Annotated in this window: 11 protein-coding genes; 6 read left to right on the top strand and 5 right to left on the bottom strand. The window is 75.0% G+C overall.

Annotation, left to right across the window (positions count from 1 at the left end):
- Positions 1-40: 40 nt before the first annotated feature.
- Entirely contained in the window at positions 41-298 is a 258-nt protein-coding gene (locus tag RM540_RS05960) for a hypothetical protein (protein WP_311662633.1), read from the bottom strand.
- A 280-nt stretch (positions 299-578) separates the two neighbouring features.
- Here RM540_RS05960 and RM540_RS05955 point away from each other — a divergent pair, with 280 nt between their 5' ends.
- From RM540_RS05955 to RM540_RS05930, 6 genes are all read left to right on the top strand, one after another.
- Entirely contained in the window at positions 579-1,469 is an 891-nt protein-coding gene (locus tag RM540_RS05955) for an acyl-CoA thioesterase (RefSeq protein WP_311662632.1), read from the top strand.
- Positions 1,470-1,729: 260 nt separating this feature from the next.
- Positions 1,730-6,706 carry a PAS domain S-box protein gene (locus RM540_RS05950; RefSeq protein ID WP_311662631.1) on the top strand — a complete coding sequence of 1,659 codons (4,977 nt, stop codon included), beginning with the start codon at positions 1,730-1,732 and terminating at the stop codon, positions 6,704-6,706.
- Between the two features lie 216 nt (positions 6,707-6,922).
- A complete protein-coding gene (locus RM540_RS05945; RefSeq protein ID WP_311662630.1) occupies positions 6,923-7,339 on the top strand; it encodes a response regulator in 417 nt (138 codons plus the stop codon).
- A gap of 330 nt (positions 7,340-7,669) precedes the next feature.
- Positions 7,670-9,799: a DEAD/DEAH box helicase gene (locus RM540_RS05940; protein WP_311662629.1), complete on the top strand. Its 2,130-nt coding sequence runs from the start codon at positions 7,670-7,672 to the stop codon at positions 9,797-9,799.
- A 140-nt stretch (positions 9,800-9,939) separates the two neighbouring features.
- The gene (locus tag RM540_RS05935; protein WP_311662628.1) at positions 9,940-10,815 is read left to right on the top strand and encodes a ChaN family lipoprotein; all 876 of its coding nucleotides are present in this window, start codon (positions 9,940-9,942) and stop codon (positions 10,813-10,815) included.
- A gap of 233 nt (positions 10,816-11,048) precedes the next feature.
- Positions 11,049-12,755, top strand: coding sequence for a DUF8614 domain-containing protein (locus tag RM540_RS05930; RefSeq protein WP_311662627.1), 1,707 nt, complete (start codon positions 11,049-11,051; stop codon positions 12,753-12,755).
- A 185-nt stretch (positions 12,756-12,940) separates the two neighbouring features.
- Here RM540_RS05930 and RM540_RS05925 read toward each other — a convergent pair whose 3' ends face one another.
- The 4 genes from RM540_RS05925 to RM540_RS05910 are packed head-to-tail and all read right to left on the bottom strand — an operon-like array spanning position 12,941 to position 19,250.
- Positions 12,941-13,579, bottom strand: coding sequence for a SixA phosphatase family protein (locus RM540_RS05925; protein WP_311662626.1), 639 nt, complete (start codon positions 13,577-13,579; stop codon positions 12,941-12,943).
- Positions 13,580-13,610: 31 nt separating this feature from the next.
- Positions 13,611-14,504 carry a Pycsar system effector family protein gene (locus tag RM540_RS05920; RefSeq protein WP_311662625.1) on the bottom strand — a complete coding sequence of 298 codons (894 nt, stop codon included), beginning with the start codon at positions 14,502-14,504 and terminating at the stop codon, positions 13,611-13,613.
- A gap of 43 nt (positions 14,505-14,547) precedes the next feature.
- A complete protein-coding gene (locus tag RM540_RS05915) occupies positions 14,548-18,411 on the bottom strand; it encodes a BamA/TamA family outer membrane protein (RefSeq protein ID WP_311662624.1) in 3,864 nt (1,287 codons plus the stop codon).
- Entirely contained in the window at positions 18,411-19,250 is an 840-nt protein-coding gene (locus RM540_RS05910; protein WP_311662623.1) for an SdiA-regulated domain-containing protein, read from the bottom strand. Before RM540_RS05910 ends, RM540_RS05915 begins: the two co-directional genes overlap by 1 nt.
- Between the last annotated feature and the right edge of the window lie 19 nt (positions 19,251-19,269).

Here is a 19,269-nt window from a genome sequence, read left to right as displayed (position 1 = left end):
GCGCGGGCGGGGCGGCCACGGTCCAGGCCGGGGGCCGGGACTACATCGTCGTGCCGTCCTGGACCGGGGCCTCGCCCTCGACCGGGGCGGCCACGCCCTCCTCGGTCAGCGGCTCGGCCGTCAGCTCGGCCTCGGGGGCGACGAGCGTGTCGGTGGCGAGGGGCTCGGCGACGACGGCCGGGGCCGCGAGGGCGGGGGCGTCGGTGGCGGGCGTGACGGCCTCGACGGCCTCGTTGTCGGCGCAGCCGGCGAGCGGGAGGCCGACGACGGCCAGGGCGACGAGCAGGGTCTTCTTCATCGGGGGGAGGGTGCGCCCGGGGGCGCGCGTAGGGTGATGGCCCCGCACGCCGGCTCGGCCTGCAGGGCGCGCGAAGGTAGACCGCGGGGGGCGCCCCCCTCCAAGCGTTCGGCCCGTGAAATGACGGCGAGCCGCCCCGCCCAAGCCGTCCAGGGAGGCGCGGCGGGCGGGGTGGCCTCCCAGCGCGGACGGTGCGCGCCCGGCCGCCGTGAAATCCCGGTCGCCCGCCCCGCCCGCGCGGGCGGGGCGGTTTCTTGGCCCGCCCCGCCCCACGCGCCCCGTGACCGCCCTCGACGACCTCCTCGACCTCCTCGACCTCGAACGGATCGAGGACCACATCTTCCGCGGCCGGAACCGGCCGCTCGCCAGCCCGCGCGTGTTCGGCGGGCAGGTGCTGGCCCAGGCCCTCGTCGCCGCCGACCGGACCGTCAACGGCGGCGCAGGCGGGGCGGGGCGGCCGTGCCACTCGCTCCACGCCTACTTCATCCTCCCCGGCGACGTCCAGGCCCCCATCGTCTACGAGGTCGAGACGCTCCGCGACGGGCGCTCGTTTTCGACGCGGCGCGTGACGGCCGTCCAGCACGGGCGGCCCATCTTCAACGCCTCGCTCTCGTTCCACGTGGCCGAGCCCGGCCTCGACCACCAGGACGACCTGGGCCGCAGCGTGGACGGGCCGGACGGGCTCGCCAGCGAGCGCGACCTCGTCGAGTCGCTGGGCGACCGGGTGCCCGAGCCGCTGCGGACCGTGCTCACGCGCGACCGGCCCTTCGACTACCGGCCGGTCGACCCCGCCGACCCGCTCCGCCCCGACCCCCGCCCCGGCACGGCCGACATGTGGCTCCAGGCGACGGGGCCGCTCCCCGACGACCCGGCCATCCACCAGGCGCTGCTGGCCTACGCGAGCGACTGGGGCCTGCTGGGGACGGCGCTGCTCCCGCACGGGCGGAGCGTGTTCGACGGGTCGATCCAGGCGGCGTCGCTGGACCACGCCATCTGGTTCCACCGCCCGTTCCGCGCCGACGGCTGGCTCCTCTACGCCATCGACTCGCCGACGGCGGCCGGCGCCCGCGGGTTCACGCGCGGCGCCGTCTACGACGCCGAGGGCCGGCTCGTGGCCAGCGCGGTCCAGGAGGGGCTGGTGCGGCCCGTCGACCCGAGCCAGGCGCGGTAGGACCGCCCCGCCCGTGTCCGAGCGGGAGGAGCCGGCGCCGCGGGCCGCCCCGCCCGAGCACGCGCCGCCGCCCCGCTCGGGCGGGGCGGTATGCCTCCGGCTGCACCGTCAGGGCGCCGGAAGGCCGCAGCGGGCGGGGCGGTGTCACGCGGCCTTCGAGCCTTTGTCTCACGCCCTCCAAGTCGTTGGCGAACGGCGGCGTGCGCTTTTCGTAGATAGGGGGATCCTCCAACGCGCGGGCTCCCTCCCCCTGGCCACACATGCCTCACACCCCCGAGGGCGACGCCCCCGACGACCGCCCCGCCCCCGAGTCCGAGATGGACGCGAGCGGCGCGCTCGGCCCCGACCGCGACCCCGACGCCTCGCCGTTCCTCGTCGTCGGGCTGGGCGCGAGCGCGGGCGGGCTGGAGGCGCTGGAGGCGTTTTTCGCCGGGCTCCCCAAGACCGACGGGGCCGCCTTCGTCGTCGTCATCCACCTGGCGCCGGACCGCGAGAGCCAGCTGGCCGAGATTCTGGAGCGGTCCGTGCCGCTCCCCGTCACGCAGGTCACCGAGCGCGAGGAGGTCCGCCCGGGGCACGTCTACGTGATCCCGCCCAACCGGAACCTGGTCATGGCGGACGGGCACCTCCTTCTAGCGCCGCTCGAAGACGAGCGGCACCGGCGGCGGCCGGTCGACCACTTTTTCCGCACGCTCGCCGAGGCCTACGGCGAGCACGCCGTCGGCGTGGTTCTCTCGGGGACGGGGCAGAACGGGACCGTCGGGGCGAGCCGGCTCCAGGAGGTCGGGGGCCTGGTGCTCGCGCAGGACCCCGCCGACGCGGGCTACGACGAGATGCCGCGGAGCGCGATCGCCGCCGGCGTCGCCGACACCGTCGGGACGGCGGGCCAGCTCGCCCGCGAGGCCATCGCCTACGGCGACCGGCTCAAGGCCGCCCGGCTCCCGCCCGACGAGGACGCCCTCGGCCGCGACGACGTCCGCGCCGTGCAGCAGGTGCTCGCGCTCCTGCGCGCGCAGACGGGCCACGACTTCGCCCACTACAAGCGCTCGACGGTCCTCCGGCGGCTGGCCCGGCGGATGCACGTCGTCGGCGCCGACTCACCGAGCGCCTACCTCGACGCCCTCCGGCGAACGCCCGGCGAGCCGGCCCGGCTGCTCGACGACCTCCTCATCTCGGTCACCAACTTTTTCCGCGACCCCGAGGCCTTTGAGGTCCTGGAAGCGGCCGTCGTCCCGTCGCTGTTCGAGGGGAAGGGACCCGACGACGAGGTCCGCGTGTGGGTGGCCGGGTGCGCGACGGGCGAGGAGGCGTACTCCGTCGCCATCCTGCTCGCCGAGTTCGCCGGGCAGCTGGCCGCCCCGCCCCGCGTCCAGGTGTTCGCCACCGACCTGTCGGAGCGGGCCGTGGCCGTCGGGCGGGCCGGCGTCTACCCCGAGTCCATCGAGGCCGACGTGAGCCCGGAGCGGCTCCGCCGCTTTTTCCGGCGCTCGACCGGCGGCTACCGCGTGACGGAGGCGCTCCGCGAGACGGTCCTGTTCGCGCCGCACAGCCTGCTCAAGGACCCGCCGTTCGCGCACCTCGACCTCGTCACGTGCCGGAACCTGCTCATCTACCTCCAGCGGTCGCTCCAGCAGCGCGTGCTCGAGCTGTTCCACTACGCGCTCGACCCGGGCGGCGCCCTGTTCCTGGGCTCCAGCGAGACCGCCGACGCCGCCTCGGCGCTCTACCAGGCCGAGGACAAGGACGCCCGGCTGTACCGGCGCCGCGACGTCGAGGTCGCCCTCCCCGCCCTCCCACGCTCGCCGCGCATCCCGTCGGTGGGCGTCGCGCCCGCCCCGCCCGCGCGTCCCGACGGCGAGGTCGGTCCGTCCGTGTCGTTTGCCGACGTCCACCGGCGGCTCCGAGCCGAGGCCGCCCCGCCCAGCGTGCTCGTCGGCGAGACCGGCGAGGTGGTCCACCTGTCGGGCGGGGCGGGGGCGTTCCTCCAGATGGGGTCCGGCGAGCCCACGCGGAACGTGCTCCGGCTCGTCCTCCCCGCCCTCCGGCCGTCCGTGCAGGCCGCGCTCTACCAGGCCCGCCGCGAGGGCGGGGAGGTCGCCTCGGGGCCGGTCCGCGTCGAGGTCGAGGGCGCCGAGCGGGCCGTCCGCGTCCGCGCCCGGGCGACGGCCGAGGGCGACCTCGTCCAGGTCCTGTTCGAGACCGCCCCGCCCGCCGAGGGCGGGGCGGCGCTCGGCGACCCGTCCGACCGCGAGGCGGCGCTCCAGGCCGAGGTCCAGGAGGTCCGCGAGCAGCTCCAGCTCTCCATCGAGGAGTTCGAGACCAGCCGTGAGGAGCTCAAGGCCCAGAACGAGGAGCTCCAGTCGATCAACGAGGAGCTGCGCTCGACGGCCGAGGAGCTGGAGACGTCGAAGGAGGAGGCGCAGTCGATGGCCGAGGAGCTCCAGACGGTCAACGACGAGATGAAGGCGAAGGTGGACGAGCTGGCCCGGGCCAAGGGCGACCTCGAAAACCTCATCACGTCGACCGAGATCGCCACGCTCTTCCTCGACCGGAGCCTCCGCGTCCAGCGGTTCACGCCGAGCGTCCGCGACCACTTCCGCCTCCGGCCGTCGGACCTCGGGCGGCCCTTGTCCGACTTTGCCCCGACGTTCGGCGGCGCCGTGCTGGCCGACGACGCCCGCGCCGTGCTCGACCGGCTCGAAGTCCAGGAGCGCGAGGTCCAGGGCGCCGACGGCCGGTGGTACCTCGTCCACACGCGGCCCTACCGGACGGTCGACGACCGGATCGACGGCGTCGTGGTCACGTTCATCGACATCACCGCGCGGCGACAGGCCGAGGAGGGCCTCCGCCGGAGCGAGGAGCAGTTCCGGGCGCTCGTCGAGGCCTCGGCCCAGATCGTCTGGTCGGCCGACGCCGAGGGCCGGATCGTCGAGGACTCGCCGTCGTGGCGGGCGTTCACGGGCCAGACCGCCCCCGAGTGGGAGGGCCAGGCGTGGGCCGACGCCGTCCACCCCGACGACCGGGCCGAGGCGCTCGCGGCGTGGCGGCGGGCCGTCGCGGCGGGCGCCGACTACGACCACCAGAACCGGCTCCGCCACGGCCCCAGCGGGACCTGGCGGTGGACGCACACCCGGGCCACCCCGCTCCGCGACGGGGGCGGGGCGATCCGCGGCTACGTGGGCATGAACGCCGACGTGACCGAGCAGCGCGAGGCGGCCGAGGCGCTCCGCGCCGGGGCGGGGCGGGACGCCTTCCGCGCCGCGCTCGCCGACGCGCTCCGCCCGTCGGCCGGCGCGCTCGCCGTCGAGGGCGCGGCGGCCCGTGTGCTGGGCGAGTACCTGGGGGCCAGCCGCGTCCACTGCGCTGCGGTCTCGGCCGACGGCGCGACCGGCACCGTCCGCACCGACTACCACGACGGCGTGCCCAGCGTGGTCGGGACGTACGACCTGGACGGGTACGGCCGGGCGGCGATGGACGAGTTCCGGGCGGGGCGGACGCTCGTGGTCCGCGACGTGGCGGCCGACCCGCGCCTGGGCACGGCGGCCCGCGAGGCCACGCTCGCGCTCGACATCGGGGCGTACGTGCTCACGCCGGTCGTCCGCGACGGGCGGGGCGTGGCCCTGTTCGTCGTCCACAGCGCGGAGCCCCGCGACTGGACCGACGCCGAGGTGGCGCTGGTCGAGGAGACGGCCGAGCGGGCGTGGGAGGCCGTGACGCGGGCCAACGCCGAAGCCGACCTTCGGGCGTCTGAAGAGCGCTACCGCGTGCTCGTCGAAGGCGCCACGGGCTACGCCATGTTCATGACCGACGCCGAGGGCCGCGTCACGATGTGGAACCGGGGCGCCGAGGCCACCTTCGGGGTCGCCGAGGCCGACGCGCTCGGCCGCCCCGCCCGCTTCATCTTTACGCCCGAGGACCGGGCCGCGGGCGTGTTCGAGGCCGAGCTCGACACGGCCCGCGAGACGGGCCAAGCCGCCGACGACCGCTGGCACGCCCGGGCCGACGGCTCGCGGTTCTGGGCCAACGGCGTCATGATGGCACTCCGCGGCGAGGGCGGGGCGGTCCGCGGGTTCGCCAAGGTGCTCCGCGACAACACGGCGCACAAAGAGGCTGAGGACGCACTGCGGGCGTCGGAAGAGCGGTTCCGGCGGACGGCCGAGACCGTCCCCGACATCTTGTTCACGGCCGACCCCGACGGCCGGATCGGCTACGTGAACCCCCGGTTCATGGAGGTCACGGGGCAGACCGCCGACGCGGCGCTGGGGACGGAGATGTGGGAGGACCTCGTGCACCCCGACGACCGGGCCGCCGCCGAGGCCGTGCTCGATGCGGGGCGGGGCGGGACGGAGCCGTACGCGGCCCGCTACCGCATGGAGGTCGCCGGCGGCCAGTACCGCTGGTTCCTCACGCGCGCCCAGCCCGTCCGCGACGACGCCGGCGCCCTGACGGGGTGGTTCGGGACGGTGACGGACATCGACCAGATCGTGCAGGCCGAGGAGGAGATCCAGGCCCTCAACGAGACGCTCGAACGCCGGGTCCGCCAGCGGACGGCGCTCGCGCGGCGCCTGCTGGCGCGGCTGACCGTGGCCGAGGAGGAGGAGCGCCGACGGATCGCGCAGGTCCTCCACGACGACCTCCAGCAGCAGCTCTACGGCCTGTCCATGACGCTCTCCGTGCTCCGCCAGGGCGGGGCGGCCAACGCGCCGCTCCTCGACCGCGCGACGGCCACGCTCGACGACGCCGTCGCGCTCACGCGGACGCTGGCGTCGGAGCTCAGCCCGGCCGTCCTCCGCATGGAGGACGTGGTCGAGGTCTTCGAGTGGCTGGCCGAGCACGTCCGGGCGCGGTACGGGCTCGCGGTCGAGGTCGAGGTCGAGCCCGGCTGCCGCATCGCCGACCGGAGCACGCGGGCCACGCTCTACCAGGTGCTCCGCGAAGCCCTGTTCAACGTGGTCAAGCACGCGGACGTCGAGCGCGCCCGCCTCACGGCCCGCCGCGACGGCGGCACGGTGGTCGTGGCGGTCGAGGACGAGGGCGCCGGCTTCGACCCGGAGCAGGCCGCCGGGCGGGGCGGGACGGGGCTCGGGCTCGAAAGCGTCCAAGGCCGCCTCGACCTCGTGGGCGGCCGGGTCGAGATCGACTCGTCGCCCGGCGGCGGCACTCGGATCGCGTTCGTCGTGCCGGCGGAGCGGGCCGTCGAGGGCGGGGCGGCTGGCGAGGGCGGGGCGGAGGCCTGACGCGCGCCCACCCCGCCCGCGGCGTTCGGGCGGGGCTTTGCGTCCGGCGGCGGTACCCATCCGGTGGGGCTGCGTGGGGATTTCCCTGGTTGCCTCTACCTCCAAGAGCGGGGGGCACCCGTCGTCCTTGGCCCGGCTTGCCCGCGCAGGCGCGCAGATGTCCCGTCCGTGCTCCATCTTGCGCGTGCCGCCCCGCTCACACTGCGCGCGCTTCCCATGTTGTCGTCCCCCCACCGTGTCTTCCTCGTGGAAGACCACCCCGTCATGCGAGAGGCCTACGCGGCTTTGCTCGCGACGGAGCCCCGGCTCGTGCTCTGCCAGTCCGTCGAGACTGCGGAGGAGGCGCTGGAGGCGCTGCGGGAGACGCCGTGCGACCTCGTCCTGACCGACCTCCGGCTGCCGGGCATGAGCGGCGTCGACCTCGTGCGGCGTCTGAGCGAGGAGCGGCCGAGCCTCCCCGCCCTCGTCATCTCGGCCCACCACGAGGAGGTTTACGCGCGGCGGGCGCTGGAGGCCGGGGCCGCCAGGTTCCTCCCCAAGCAGGGCCTTGCGGCGCGGCTCGTGTCGGTGATCTTGGAGGTGCTCGACGAGGAAACGCCCGAGGCGGCCTTCATCGCCAACTCAGGCGGCTAACCGGCGCCGGGCGGGGCGGTGCTCGACGCGCCCGCCCCGCCCGTGTCTGCCGCCGAGGGCGGGGTGGCGGCGCGGCCAGGGCGACCGCCGGCCGCCCCGACGGAGATCGCGCCCGCCCCGCCCACGGCGGGCCGTGCCCGGGGCGGGGCGGTGAAGAACTCGGGCGGAAGACGCCGCGCGTGGGGACGACCGCGCGCGGGCGGCCCGTAGTCTCCGGCGACGCGGCGCCTGCCGCGTCGGCGTGCGGCCTCGTGGCCCCGCGCCTTGCGACGCCGGTCGGGCAGTGACAGGGACCCGGGCGGCACCCCACCCCCAGACCCCCGACGACACATGGCGTACGAAGCCGTCTTCGACTTTACGCAGAAGGCCCAGAACGAGGCTAAGGCCAGCCGCCCGCTTCAGACCCCGTTTTCCGAGCCCGACCCCGACGCCGAGGCGGTCTCGGTCCAGGACCTCCCCGCCCGGCTCCAGGCCGGCATCCAGGCGCTCGGGTGGCCGGCGCTCATGCCGGTCCAGGCCGAGGCGCTCCCGTACATCCTCGACGGCCAGGACCTCGTGGTCCAGAGCCGGACGGGGAGCGGCAAGACGGGCGCCTTCCTGCTCCCGCTCCTCGAAAAGCTGGACCCCGACGAGGACACGTGCCAGGCCCTCGTGCTGTGCCCCACGCGCGAGCTGGCCCGCCAGATCCACGACGAGTTCCAGCGCATGAACGCCGGGCTCGACGAGGCCGACCGCCTCCGCGCGGTGCCCGTCTACGGCGGGACGGCCTACGGGCCGCAGATCGAGGCGTTCGAGAAGGGCGCCCACCTCGTCGTCGGCACGCCGGGCCGCGTGCTCGACCACCTCTCGCGCGGGACGCTGAAGCTGGACCGGCTGCGGACGATCATCCTCGACGAGGCCGACGAGATGCTGTCGATGGGGTTCTTCCCCGACATGCTCAAGGTGCGCCGCTACCTCCCGCGCGAGCGCGACTCGTACATGTTCTCGGCGACCATGCCGTTCCAGGTCCAGCGGATCGGGCAGGAGTTCCTGACCGACCCCGTCTTTATCGCCACGGCCGGCGGGACGGTCCACGTCGAGCGCATGACGCACCGGGCGGCCCAGGTGGCGCCGATGGAGAAGGACCGCGCGCTCGCCACGCTCATCGAGTGGGAGAACCCGTCGAGCGCCATCATCTTCGCCAACACGCGGCGCGACGTCGAATACCTGGCCACGTTCCTGAACAACTACGGCTACAACGCCGCCGGCATCTCGTCCGACCTCACGCAGAAGGCGCGCGAGAAGACGATGAAGCGGCTCCGCGACGGCGACCTCCGGTTCCTGGTCGCGACCGACGTGGCCGCGCGCGGGATCGACGTGGAGGACCTCAGCCACGTGTTCCACTACGACATCCCGCAGGACCGCGAGTACTACGTCCACCGCTCGGGGCGGACGGCGCGCGCGGGCAAGGCCGGCGTGTCGATCGCGATCACGACGGCGTCCGACATGCCGACGCTCCGCCAGATCGCCAAGAAGTACGACATCCCGCTCGACGAGATCGACCTGCCGACGCCGGACGAGCTGGGCAACCGCGTCGGCCAGCGCCTCACGCGCATCCTGGAGGACGACCTCCGCGGCCGCTCGAACCTGGAGCGCGAGCGCCAGAAGCGGTTCGTGCCGGTCGCCCGCCAGTTTGTCGAGGAGGGCGAGCCCGAACTGCTCGCGATGCTCCTCGACCGGGTCTACCAGGCGAGCCTCCACGACACGCCGGCCGGCCCGGCCATGGACCGGACGGAGAGCGAGTACGACGTCCAGCAGCGCGAGGCGAAAGAGGCCCGCGAAGCGCGCGACGGCGACCGCACCGGGCGGGGCGGCGACGAGCGGGGTGGCCGCTCGCGCCGCCGCGACGACGAGGGCCGAGGCAGCGAGGGCCGCTCGCGCCGCCGCGACGACGACGACCGCCCCGCCCGCGACGACGACGACGCCCCGCACGCCGACGCCCGCGACGACGTCTCGGCTCGCCCCGCCCGCGAGGAGCGGAACGGGGAGAGCGACGGGGACGACCGGAACGGCGAGCGCGGGCGGGGCGGCCGGTCCCGCCGCTCCCGCCGCGACGAGCCGGCCGGCCGTGGCGACCAGCCCACCGACCGAGACGGCGACGACGACCGCCCCGCCCCCGCCGAGCGCGGCGAGGCCCAGCGCGACGACTCGGACGACCGCTCGGCCCGCAGCGAGCGGGGCGGCCGCTCGGGCTCCCGCCGCTCCGGGCGGGGCGGCGAGCCCGAGGCGGCCGCCGGTTCGCGCCGCCGCCCCGTCGACGAGCCTTACGCCTTCACGGCCGAGGGCGGCGTCGCCCTCGCGGCCGGCGCCGACGCGGAGTTCGATGACGCCCCCGCCGACGACCCGCAGGGCGGGGCGGCCGACAACGGCGAGGCCACGAAGCCGAAGCGGAAGCGCCGGCGGAGCAAGAAGAGCGAGTAAGTCGGCGAGGTTCAAGACGGCCACGGCCTAACGCTTCTCGCTGACCCACTGCTCCACGGTTCTACCGCCCCGCCCTCGCCTGACCGGGGGCGGGGCGGTCCGTTTTTGTGACGCCCTCCCCCCGACATTTTCCCACGCCCATGCTCCGCCCCGCCCTCGTCGCCGTGCTCCTGCTCGCCTCCGCCGCCTCGGCCCAGCCGGACTCTCTAGCCGGCCGCTACGCCGTCTACGTGGACGGCGAGCCCAGCGACCTCGCCGCGGTCGTCGACGCGGCGGCGGCGGCCGACGTGGTGCTCCTCGGCGAGCGCCACGACGACACGGTCGCCCACGCGCTCCAGCTCCGCGTGCTCCAGGGCGTCCACGAGCGTATGGGGGCGGGGCGGCCCGTCGCGCTCGGGTTGGAAATGTTCGAGGCCGACGTGCAGCCGGTGCTCGACGAGTACCTGGCCGGCGTCGCCGAGGAGCGGGACCTGACCGAGGGCGCCCGCCCGTGGTCCAACTACGCCGACTACCGGCCGCTCGTGGAGTATGCCCGCGCGCACGGGCTGCCCGTCGTGGCGACGAACGCGACGGCCCGGCACGTCCGCCTCGTGGCGCGCGAGGGCGGGGTGGAGGCGCTCGACCGGCTGCCGGCGGCGTCGCTCGCCGTCTACCCGCCCCGCCCGCTCGCGGGGCCGTCGGACGCGCTCGCGGCGGCGTTCGCGGACGCGATGGGCGGCATGGCCGGGCACGGCGGCCCGTCGGCCGGGGGGATGCTGGCGGCGCAGAACCTCCGCGACCTCACGATGGCCCACCGGATCGCGGACGCTGGACGGGGCGGGGCGCTCGTGGTCCACCTCAACGGGAGCTTCCACAGCGCGGGCGGGCTGGGCATCCCGGAGCACCTCGCGCGCGAGGCGCCGGACGCCCGCGTGCTCGTGGTCACCTTCGAGCCGACGGACGACTTGACCGCCCCGCCCCCCAACGGCGAATCCAACGCGAGCGGGGTGGTGGTCCTGACGCGGGCGGACGGGTAGGGCGGGGCGGACGCGCGGCCCGGTATCTTGGGCGCGGGCGCCGCCCCGCCCGCGTGCCGCGTCGCCCGTGGGCGACCGCCGGTCGCCCCTACGGTCCCGCCCCGCCCGCGCGCCGCGTCGCCCGCGTGCCGCCCGACGGCCCCGCCCGACGGCGTTCCATGCAACGCCGCTACGGCCGCCCCGCCCACACCACGGGCGGGGTGGCGCATCTGCTGCCCGCTGCCCCTTCCGCCATGAAACTCGCCTGCGCCGCCCTGCTCCTCGCCGCCCTCGGGTGCCAGTTCGAGACGCCCGCCGACGGCCCGTCGCCGACGGCCACGACCGACGGGCTCGGGGCGCTCGCGCCCGAGGACTCCGTGATCCAGGACCTCCTCGGCCAGTACACGACGGTCCGCCTGGACGCCGACCTGTCCGGCCTCTCCGACTCGACGCGGCGGATGATCCCGCACCTGATCGCGGCGGCCGAGGAGATGGACGACGTGTTCTGGGTCCAGGCGTACGGCGACCGCGACTCGCTGCTCGCGGGCCTCTCGGAGCCGGCCCGGCGCTACGCCGAGATCAACGTCGGCCCGTGGGACCGGCTGGACGGCAACGCGCCGTTCCTGCCCGGCGTCGGGCCGAAGCCGGCCGGCTCGAACCTCTACCCGCACGACCTCACGAAGGAGGAGCTGCTGCGCGTGGCCGACCTCTACCCGGACCGCGGCCTCACGAGCGCCTACACGCTCGTCCGCCAGACCGAGCGGGGCGGGCTCGAAGGTGTCCCGTACCACGAGGCGTTCGCCGACGAGCACCGGCGCGCGGCGGCCCACCTCCGCGCGGCGGCCGACCTGTCGGAGAACGCCTCATTCGCGCGCTACCTCCGCCTCCGCGCCGACGCGCTCGAATCCGACGACTACCAGGCGAGCGACCTGGCGTGGATGGACGTTCGCGACAACCCGCTCGACCTCGTCATCGGGCCGATCGAGACATACGAGGACGGGCTCGCCGGCTACAAGTCGTCGCACGAGGCGTACGTGCTCGTCAAGGACCCGGCGTGGAGCGCGCGGCTCCAGCGCTACGCCGCGCTCCTCCCCGCCCTCCAGCGCGGCCTGCCCGTCGACGACGCCTACAAGGCCGAGACGCCCGGGACCGACGCCGACCTGGGCGCCTACGACGTGGTCTACGCCGCCGGCGAGGCCAACGCGGGCTCGAAGACGATCGCCATCAACCTGCCCAACGACGAGGCCGTCCAGCTCGCGAAGGGCTCGCGCCGGCTCCAGCTGAAGAACGCGATGCGGGCCAAGTTCGACCGCATCCTGGTCCCCATCGCCGACGTGCTGCTCGCCGAGGACCAGCGCGACCTCGTCACGTTCGACGCCTTCTTTGGCAACACCATGTTCCACGAGGTGGCGCACGGGCTGGGCGTCAAGAACGTCGTGGGCGGGGCGGGGACGGTCCGCGAGGCGCTCCAGGACCGGGCGAGCGCGCTCGAGGAGGGCAAGGCCGACGTGCTCGGGCTCTACATGGTCCAGCAGCTGATCGAGCGGGGCGAGTGGGACGAGGCGACGCTCGACGAGCACTACGTGACGTTCATGGCGTCCGTCTTCCGGTCGGTCCGGTTCGGGGCGTCGAGCGCGCACGGGCGGGCGAACCTGGTCCGGTTCAACTTTTTCCGCGAGCGCGGCGCGATCGTGCCCGAGTCCACGCCCGACGGCGAGGTCTGGCGCGTGGTCCCCGAGCAGATGGGGCCGGCCGTCGAGGCGCTCGCCCGCCGCATCCTGACGCTCCAGGGCGACGGCGACTACGACGCCGTCGACGCCTTCGTCCGCCAGTACGGGCGGACGGACCCGTCGCTCGCGCGCAGCCTCGACCGCGTGGCCGAGGCGGGCGTCCCGGTCGACGTCGTGTTCGAGCAGGGGACGGAGGTCCTGGGCCTGGACCCCGCCCCGCCCGTGCGCTAGGAGCCGCCCCGCCCCTGATACGGGCTCTGACGATTCGTTGGGCATCGCCCCGCCCTACGAGGTCCCCGGGAGAGGGACACCGCGCAGCGTCGGCGCAGCCAGGGTGAGGGGTGCTCGGGCGGGGCGGCGGGGTAAGGCCCGCACGAACTCCGCGACTCCGTATCACGTCGTTCCCGCCGCCCCGCCTACGCCGCCCCGCCCCCGGGCGGCGCCTCCGGCAGGCGCGGGACGTCCGGCTCGGGCGGGGCGGCCGTGCTCTCGGCCCGCTCGCGGGCCTCGCGCTGGGCCTCGATCGCCCGCTCGATGCTGTCCTTCAGCTTCCGGTACGCGTTCGGGCGGAGCGAGCGGGGCGGCAGGAGCAGGGCGAGCACGCCACGCCCCGCCGCCGCGTCGGCCCAGCGGTCGACGTCGAGGTCGACGCGCGCAAGGGCCGCCGTCTTCATCTCGACCGCCCCGCCCCCGATGAGCAGCGAGACCAGCGCCGACCACGTCGGCTCGTGTCCGACGACGACGAGCGTGTCGGCGTCGTCGGGGGTCGCTCGGATCTCGCGGAGGACGGCCTCGGGCGTCGCGTCGTAGAGCGCCTCGGTCACGCGCGCCGGCCCGGTCCACCCGCCCGACTCGGCCGCCGTCGCCAGCGTCTCGCGGGCGCGGACGGCCGACGACGTCAGCGCCCGGTCCGGCACGAGCCGGGCCGTCGTGACAAACCGGCCCATCTTCCGCGCGCCCTTCTGGCCCCGCTCCGCGAGCGGCCGGTCGTGATCGGCCCCGTAGTCGGCGTCCCAGTCGGACTTCCCGTGGCGGAGCAGGAGGAGCGTCTTCATGCGGGGGGCGGTGCCTGGGGCGGGGTGGGGGCTACGGGAAGATGCCGCCGGTGCCCGGCTGCGCGCCCGGCGGGAGCGGCGTGCCGTCGGCCGGGGCGACGGGAACGGGCGCCTCGTACGTGACGACGGTTCCGTTGGGGCCGGACTCGTAGGCCGCCGCGTACCAGAAGGTGGCGATAAAGGCGACGACGCCGACCACGAGCGCGGCGATAAAGATGGTGTACGACTTGCGCAGCAGCTCGTACTTCTTCTGGAGGACCGACCCGATGCCGTAGACGTCCTTCATCATCATCTCGTAGATCTGCGTCGGGTCCTGGACCACCTGCTTCATGGCGAAGACGTACTCGGCCTGCGTCATGTGGTGGAAGTTGCCGAAGAAGAGCAGGTTCGTCCGGTTCTGGAGCGCGCTCTCGACGGTCACGACCGTGCTCTGCACGCGCGGCCGGGCGGCGAGGACGGCGTACACCAGCGAGCCCAGGCACCCGATAAGGATGAGCGACGTCGGGTAGTAGAGCCACGTGTTGGCGTCGACCTTGGGGGCGATCGACGCGATCAGGATCGAGACCATGAGGCCGTTGATCGAGATCATGATGTTGGCCTTCGCGTCGGCCAGCGACGTGAGGTCCATGTTGGTCCGGTAGCTCGTCCGAAACAGGGTCTCGATGCCCCGCTTCGTGCCCAGGTCCACGAGGTTCTGGTCGGCCGTCGAGAGGGCGCCGTCGGTGGGGCCGACGGCCGTCATCGACGTCTCGTTTTTCTTGCCCGGTTTTGCCGGCTGGGGCACCGCCGGACGCTCACCGGCCACCTGCCTCATGTCGAGCGTCTCGGCGGGCGGGGCGGGCGTCTGAGGGGCGAGCGCGACGCCCGGCGAGCCGTCGCCGATGGCGTCGTCGGCCGGGGGCGTGGGCGGGGCGGGGTCGGCCATCGGAGTGGGGTAGAAAAGGGGGCAGAACGCGCCGGCGCTGAACTTAGTAAGCGAACCCGAGCCCGACGCTCACGAGCGTCGACTCGTCGGAGACGCCGACGGTGACGTTGGCGACGGCCCGGTCGAGGAACCCGAACCACAGGCCGCCCCCGTACCCAAACTGGAGGCCGTCGCCCGCGTCGGGGTCGACGCCCTGGAAGTCGACGAGGGCGCACGCCTCGGGCGAGAGCGCGTCCGTGCACTCGGGCGTGTCGGCCCAGACGCGGCCGCCGTCGACGAACCCGAGCACGCCGACCTGGACCGGGAGCACGTAGGTGCTCACGTCGAACAGCGCCGCCCGGACCTCGGCGGACGCCGACGCCGCCGTCCGCCCCGAGAACCGCTCGCGGCGGTAGCCGCGGAGTGTGCCCAGCCCGCCGATCACGGCCGCGTCGTAGAACGGGAAGTCGCCCACGCGCGTCTCCGCCCCGCCCCGGAGCGCGAGCGTGACCTGGGGCGCGGCCGCGACCGGGACGTAGGCGGCGATCTCGCCGAGGACGGCCCCGTACGTCTCGGCCGGCCCCGTGAGGCCGGCGAGCACGTCGCCCTCGACCGCGATGCGGACGCCCTGGCGCGGGTTCACGGCCCGGTCCAGCGCGGCCACCTCGAACCGCCCGAACGCGCCCGCGTGCGTCTGCGGGTCGAAGGCGTCGGCGCCCAGCGCGAGCGCGGGCGGGGCGGGGAGGACGACGGTGCCGTTCGGCCGGTCGAAGCCGAGGTCGAGGTCGAGGTCGTCCAGGTCGGGCGCGCTCGCGTCGGCGTAGCGGACGCTCGGCCCGAACGAGACGAGGGCGCCCTGGCCGAGCGGCGTGCCCAGGCCGGCCCGCACCTGCGCCCGAGCCAGGTTCACGCGCGCCAGGTCGGAGCCCACGTCCGCCGTCCCGTTCCCGAACCCGTAGAAGTTGCGGGCGTAGCGCGGCGTCGACGCCTGCGCGTCGAGCGTGAGGCTGAGCGGCCCGATCACGTGGCGCATGTAGCCGGTGTAGCGCGCGGCCACCCCGCCCGTGGCCGTCGCGATGTTGGCCGAGACCGAGTGGACGGCCGCGTAGGGCCGGAGCCGGAAGCCCGGCACCGACCACGTGATGCCCGCCCCCAGGATCACGCCGTCCGTCGACTGGTAGCCGACGTCCGGGAACACCCGGCGCATGCCCCGGACCCGTTCGGTCGGGTCGTAGAGGTTGACGTCGGCGTCCTCGGAGCGCCGGTCCTTGACGCCGGGGCCGCGGGCCTCGAACACCGCCCCGCCCGGCGTGTCGTAGAGGGCGAGGTGACCGGCCGGGGCGTCCACGACGTCGTCGCCGGCGCCCCCGATGATGCGGAGGCCGATGTCGTCCGGCCCGTCGCCGACGACGCGGAACAGGTCGTCGCCGGCCATCCCGTAGAGCCGGACCTGGACGGTCTCGTCGGGCGAGAACGTGCGGGCATAGAGCTCGCGGCCGACCTCCCCGCCCTTGTACGAGCGGACGGTGACGCGGAGGCGACCGTCGGCCAGCCGCTCGATCTCGAACGCCTCGCGCTCGTCGCTCCCGAGCACGTCGACGATCCGCGCCTGGATGTCGTAGTAGCGCCGGGCGAGGTCGACGAGCCGGTCGCGGCGGCCTTCCAAGGCCCGCTCCCACCCGGGCGCCAGCTCGTCGTAGACCGGGGCGGGGAGGACGTCCAGCGACCGCGCGATGACGGTGTCGGAGAGCGCCGCCTGGACGTCCCGGGCGATGGCCTCCCAGTCCTCGCGCGTGAGCGCGTTGAGGAACCGGCGGTCCTGGTCGAACCCGTTCCGCGTCAGCCCGGCGATGCTCCCGTACGACTCGCCGATGCCCTGGAGCCGGTCGTCGAACGAGAACAGGGCGGGTTGGAGGAGCCCGCCGATCCCGTAGAACGCCCAGTCGTGGTCGCGGGGGACCGGGAGGTACACCTTGCCCTTGGTCGCCGCGTCGCCCGTCAGCGTCGAGTCCAGCTCGCCGGGCTCGAAGGCGCCCCACCGGAACTGGCCCGCGTGCCGGTCCCAGTCGGCCACCAGCATGTCGACGAGCCGGGCGCGGAGGAACGCCCGCTGGTCGACGTAGTGGTCCTGGTCCTCGCGGAGCTCCTCGCGGAGCTTCTCGTCGGAGATCACGTCGGTGAAGCCTTCGAACTCGGGCACGTCCGAGACGTCGTCGTCGGGGCGGAGCTCGAGCGTCGCCAGGCGGTCCCCGAACTGGTCGCGGTAGCGGCCGAGTCGGGGGTCGTCGGGGACGTAGACGATGCGGGGGCGGGGCGTGGGCACGCCGACCGCGTTCGACAGCTCGGCCGTCACGATCGCGCCGTAGGGGATGGCCGCCGCGCGGAGCTCGAGGACCACGTCGGACACGAGCCCGTCGCGGAGATCGGCCGGGACCTGCCCCGTCCCGCCCTTTTCGAGCAGGCGGAAGTCGTACACGTGGCCGTCGCCGCTCTCGAGCCGGAGCCCCGTCGTCTGGTTCCCCCCGCTCCGCTTGATCGGCGTGAGCCCGCCGGCCTCGGTACCCATGTCCACGACGGGGACCTCGACGCGCGTGTGCCACGCGTCGCGGTAGCGGTCGCCGAAGAGGGTCCGCGCGACGGCGCCGTCCGAGAACCGGGGGGACTGCGAAAAGCCGGCGTCCAGCTCGGCCACGACCGTCTCGCCCAGCGTCTCGGGCAGCTCCTCGGCCTCGACGTCGGTCGGCACCTCGGGGTCGACGAGCTCGGGGATCGGGCCGGCCAGCTCGGTCCGAAACGCGACCTCGGCGGCTCCGGTCTCGGGGTCCACCTCGACGGTCTCGGTCCACAAGCGGCCGTCGGGGTAGTAGAGCAGCCGCTGGTAGCCCGGCCGCGCGGCGACGTGGAGGGCGCCCTCGGACGAGACCGGGTCGACCGCCCCGCCCCCGGTCCCGCTCACGAGGTTGAACTGGCGGACGGTTACCGAGCGGTCGGTGGGGAGCGTCTGGAGGCTGTGGTCGTGGGAGGCCGCCCACACGAGCCGGTCGTGCCCGGCCGTCGACGCTTCGAGCACGGCGCGCATGGCCCGGTACTCCGGCGAGGCCAGGTCCTGGCGGTCCCGCCCGAACGTCCGCGCGGCGAGCGCGCCGATTCCGAGCGTGGCGAGCGTCTGGCCGACCGTCCGGTAGCCGGCGTGCTCGCCGCGCGAGGCGAGCGGGTGGTGGGCGAGGACCACGATCCGGCTGTCGTCGCGGTCGACCACGATCTGCCGGAGGATGCGGGCCACGTCGCCCGGCGTGCGGACGTCCTGGCCTTCGGCCTCGCCCGGCGGGCGGGCGTCGGCGTCGAGCAGCCACCAGCCGGTATCGAGGGCGACCAGGCGGAGGCCCTCGGCCGGCTCCCACTCGCGCGGGCCGCCGGACTGGTCGCCGGGCACGAGCGCGTCGCCGCCGAACAGGCTGTCCACGACGGTTTCGAGCCGGCGCACGCCGTTCTCGCCCTGCCTCCAGTCGCGGTCGCCGGGGACGACGACGACCTCGCCCTCGAAGGCCCCGAGCGCGTCGGCGAGCGCGTCGAGCTTGTCCAGCGCCTCGGCTCGGTCGCCGGCACCGGCGGCCGGCACGCCGTCCGTCGTCACGTCGCCCAGGAACGCGACGGTCGCCGCCCCGCCCCGCCCGCGGGCGTCGGCGCCGAGCGCGCGCAGCACGGCCCCCGTGTCGAGGTCGCCCGTGTTGCCGGTCAGGAAAACCGTGTGGGCGACCTCGTCGGCGGGGAGCGGGGGGACCGGCTCGTCCTGGTACGCGCCCGCCACGTACGTCCCCGTCGACGCGCACGCCGAGGCGAACAGGACGCAGAGGCCGAGCAGGAGCAGCCGCACGGGCGGGGCGGCGAGCGGGGCGGGGCGGGGCCTCGAAAACGGGGTCGGCGGCATCAAGCGTCAGGGGGCGCGAAGCGGAGGAGGGTGCCGGACCCGACCGGCCCCTCGTTCGAGATGAACAGCGTGCCGTCGGCGGCGAACGCGATGCCCTCGGGCTGCGGGTAGAGGGCGGGCGGAAGCTCGACGACGGCAGAAAGCGTGCCGTCGGGTTCGACGACGGCCAGCGCCTTTCGGACGGACGACAGCACGTAAACCTGACCCGTCGCCGGGTGAACAGCGAGTGCAGACGGCTTGAACGCGTCGTCGCCGTCGACGCGGGCGCGGTCGAGCGTGAACACGGGGCGCTCGGAGAGCGCGAGCGTGGCGAGGTCGAAGGCGTAGACGGCGCGGACGCCGCGGAGGTCGAGGCCGGGGTCCTCCTTGCACGCGATGAGCAGCCGGTTCTGGGCGAGGTCGTAGCCCAGGCCTTCGGCGTCGTTCCGGCTCGCGAGGGGCGTCTCGAACAGGTCGGCCTCGACGCGCCCGTCGTCGGTCTGGCGCACGCGGAACAGGTCGCCGTTGCTCTTGAGGGTCCAGATGGCGTCGGTCGTGAGCTCGACGCCCTCGAAGTCGCCCGCGCCGTGGAACCGCTCGCGCGTGAGGACGGCGCCGCTCCCGGGGTCGACCTCGTAGATCAGGCCGTCCTCGTCCTGGACCGCCCCGACGCGGCCCGTGGGCAGGAGCGTGAGGCCGGACACCTCGCGCAGCTCGGCCGGGAGCGTGAGGGCGAGGTCCGGCTCGGCCAGCCGATACGGGACGGCGGCCGTCGCGCTCGCCGCCCCGCCCGCCGCCGGGGGCGGGGCGGGGCGGTCGCACGCGGCGAGGAAAACGGCGGCGAGGAGGAGCAGGCGCATGGGCGGCGTCGAACGCGCG

Source organism: Rubrivirga litoralis (assembly GCF_031846415.1).
GTDB lineage: Bacteria > Bacteroidota > Rhodothermia > Rhodothermales > Rubricoccaceae > Rubrivirga > Rubrivirga litoralis.
Note: the sequence above shows the minus strand (reverse complement) of the source record. Positions and strands in the feature narration are given on the sequence as shown.

Bases quoted from the DNA above. Each gene is read 5' to 3' on its own strand.
- RM540_RS05945 (WP_311662630.1), top strand. From the start codon at position 6,923: ATGTTGTCGTCCCCCCACCGTGTCTTCCTCGTGGAAGACCACCCCGTC.
- RM540_RS05915 (WP_311662624.1), bottom strand. From the start codon at position 18,411: ATGCCGCCGACCCCGTTTTCGAGGCCCCGCCCCGCCCCGCTCGCCGCC.
- RM540_RS05930 (WP_311662627.1), top strand. From the start codon at position 11,049: ATGAAACTCGCCTGCGCCGCCCTGCTCCTCGCCGCCCTCGGGTGCCAG.
- RM540_RS05910 (WP_311662623.1), bottom strand. From the start codon at position 19,250: ATGCGCCTGCTCCTCCTCGCCGCCGTTTTCCTCGCCGCGTGCGACCGC.
- RM540_RS05960 (WP_311662633.1), bottom strand. From the start codon at position 298: ATGAAGAAGACCCTGCTCGTCGCCCTGGCCGTCGTCGGCCTCCCGCTC.
- RM540_RS05940 (WP_311662629.1), top strand. From the start codon at position 7,670: ATGGCGTACGAAGCCGTCTTCGACTTTACGCAGAAGGCCCAGAACGAG.
- RM540_RS05920 (WP_311662625.1), bottom strand. From the start codon at position 14,504: ATGGCCGACCCCGCCCCGCCCACGCCCCCGGCCGACGACGCCATCGGC.
- RM540_RS05950 (WP_311662631.1), top strand. From the start codon at position 1,730: ATGCCTCACACCCCCGAGGGCGACGCCCCCGACGACCGCCCCGCCCCC.
- RM540_RS05935 (WP_311662628.1), top strand. From the start codon at position 9,940: ATGCTCCGCCCCGCCCTCGTCGCCGTGCTCCTGCTCGCCTCCGCCGCC.
- RM540_RS05925 (WP_311662626.1), bottom strand. From the start codon at position 13,579: ATGAAGACGCTCCTCCTGCTCCGCCACGGGAAGTCCGACTGGGACGCC.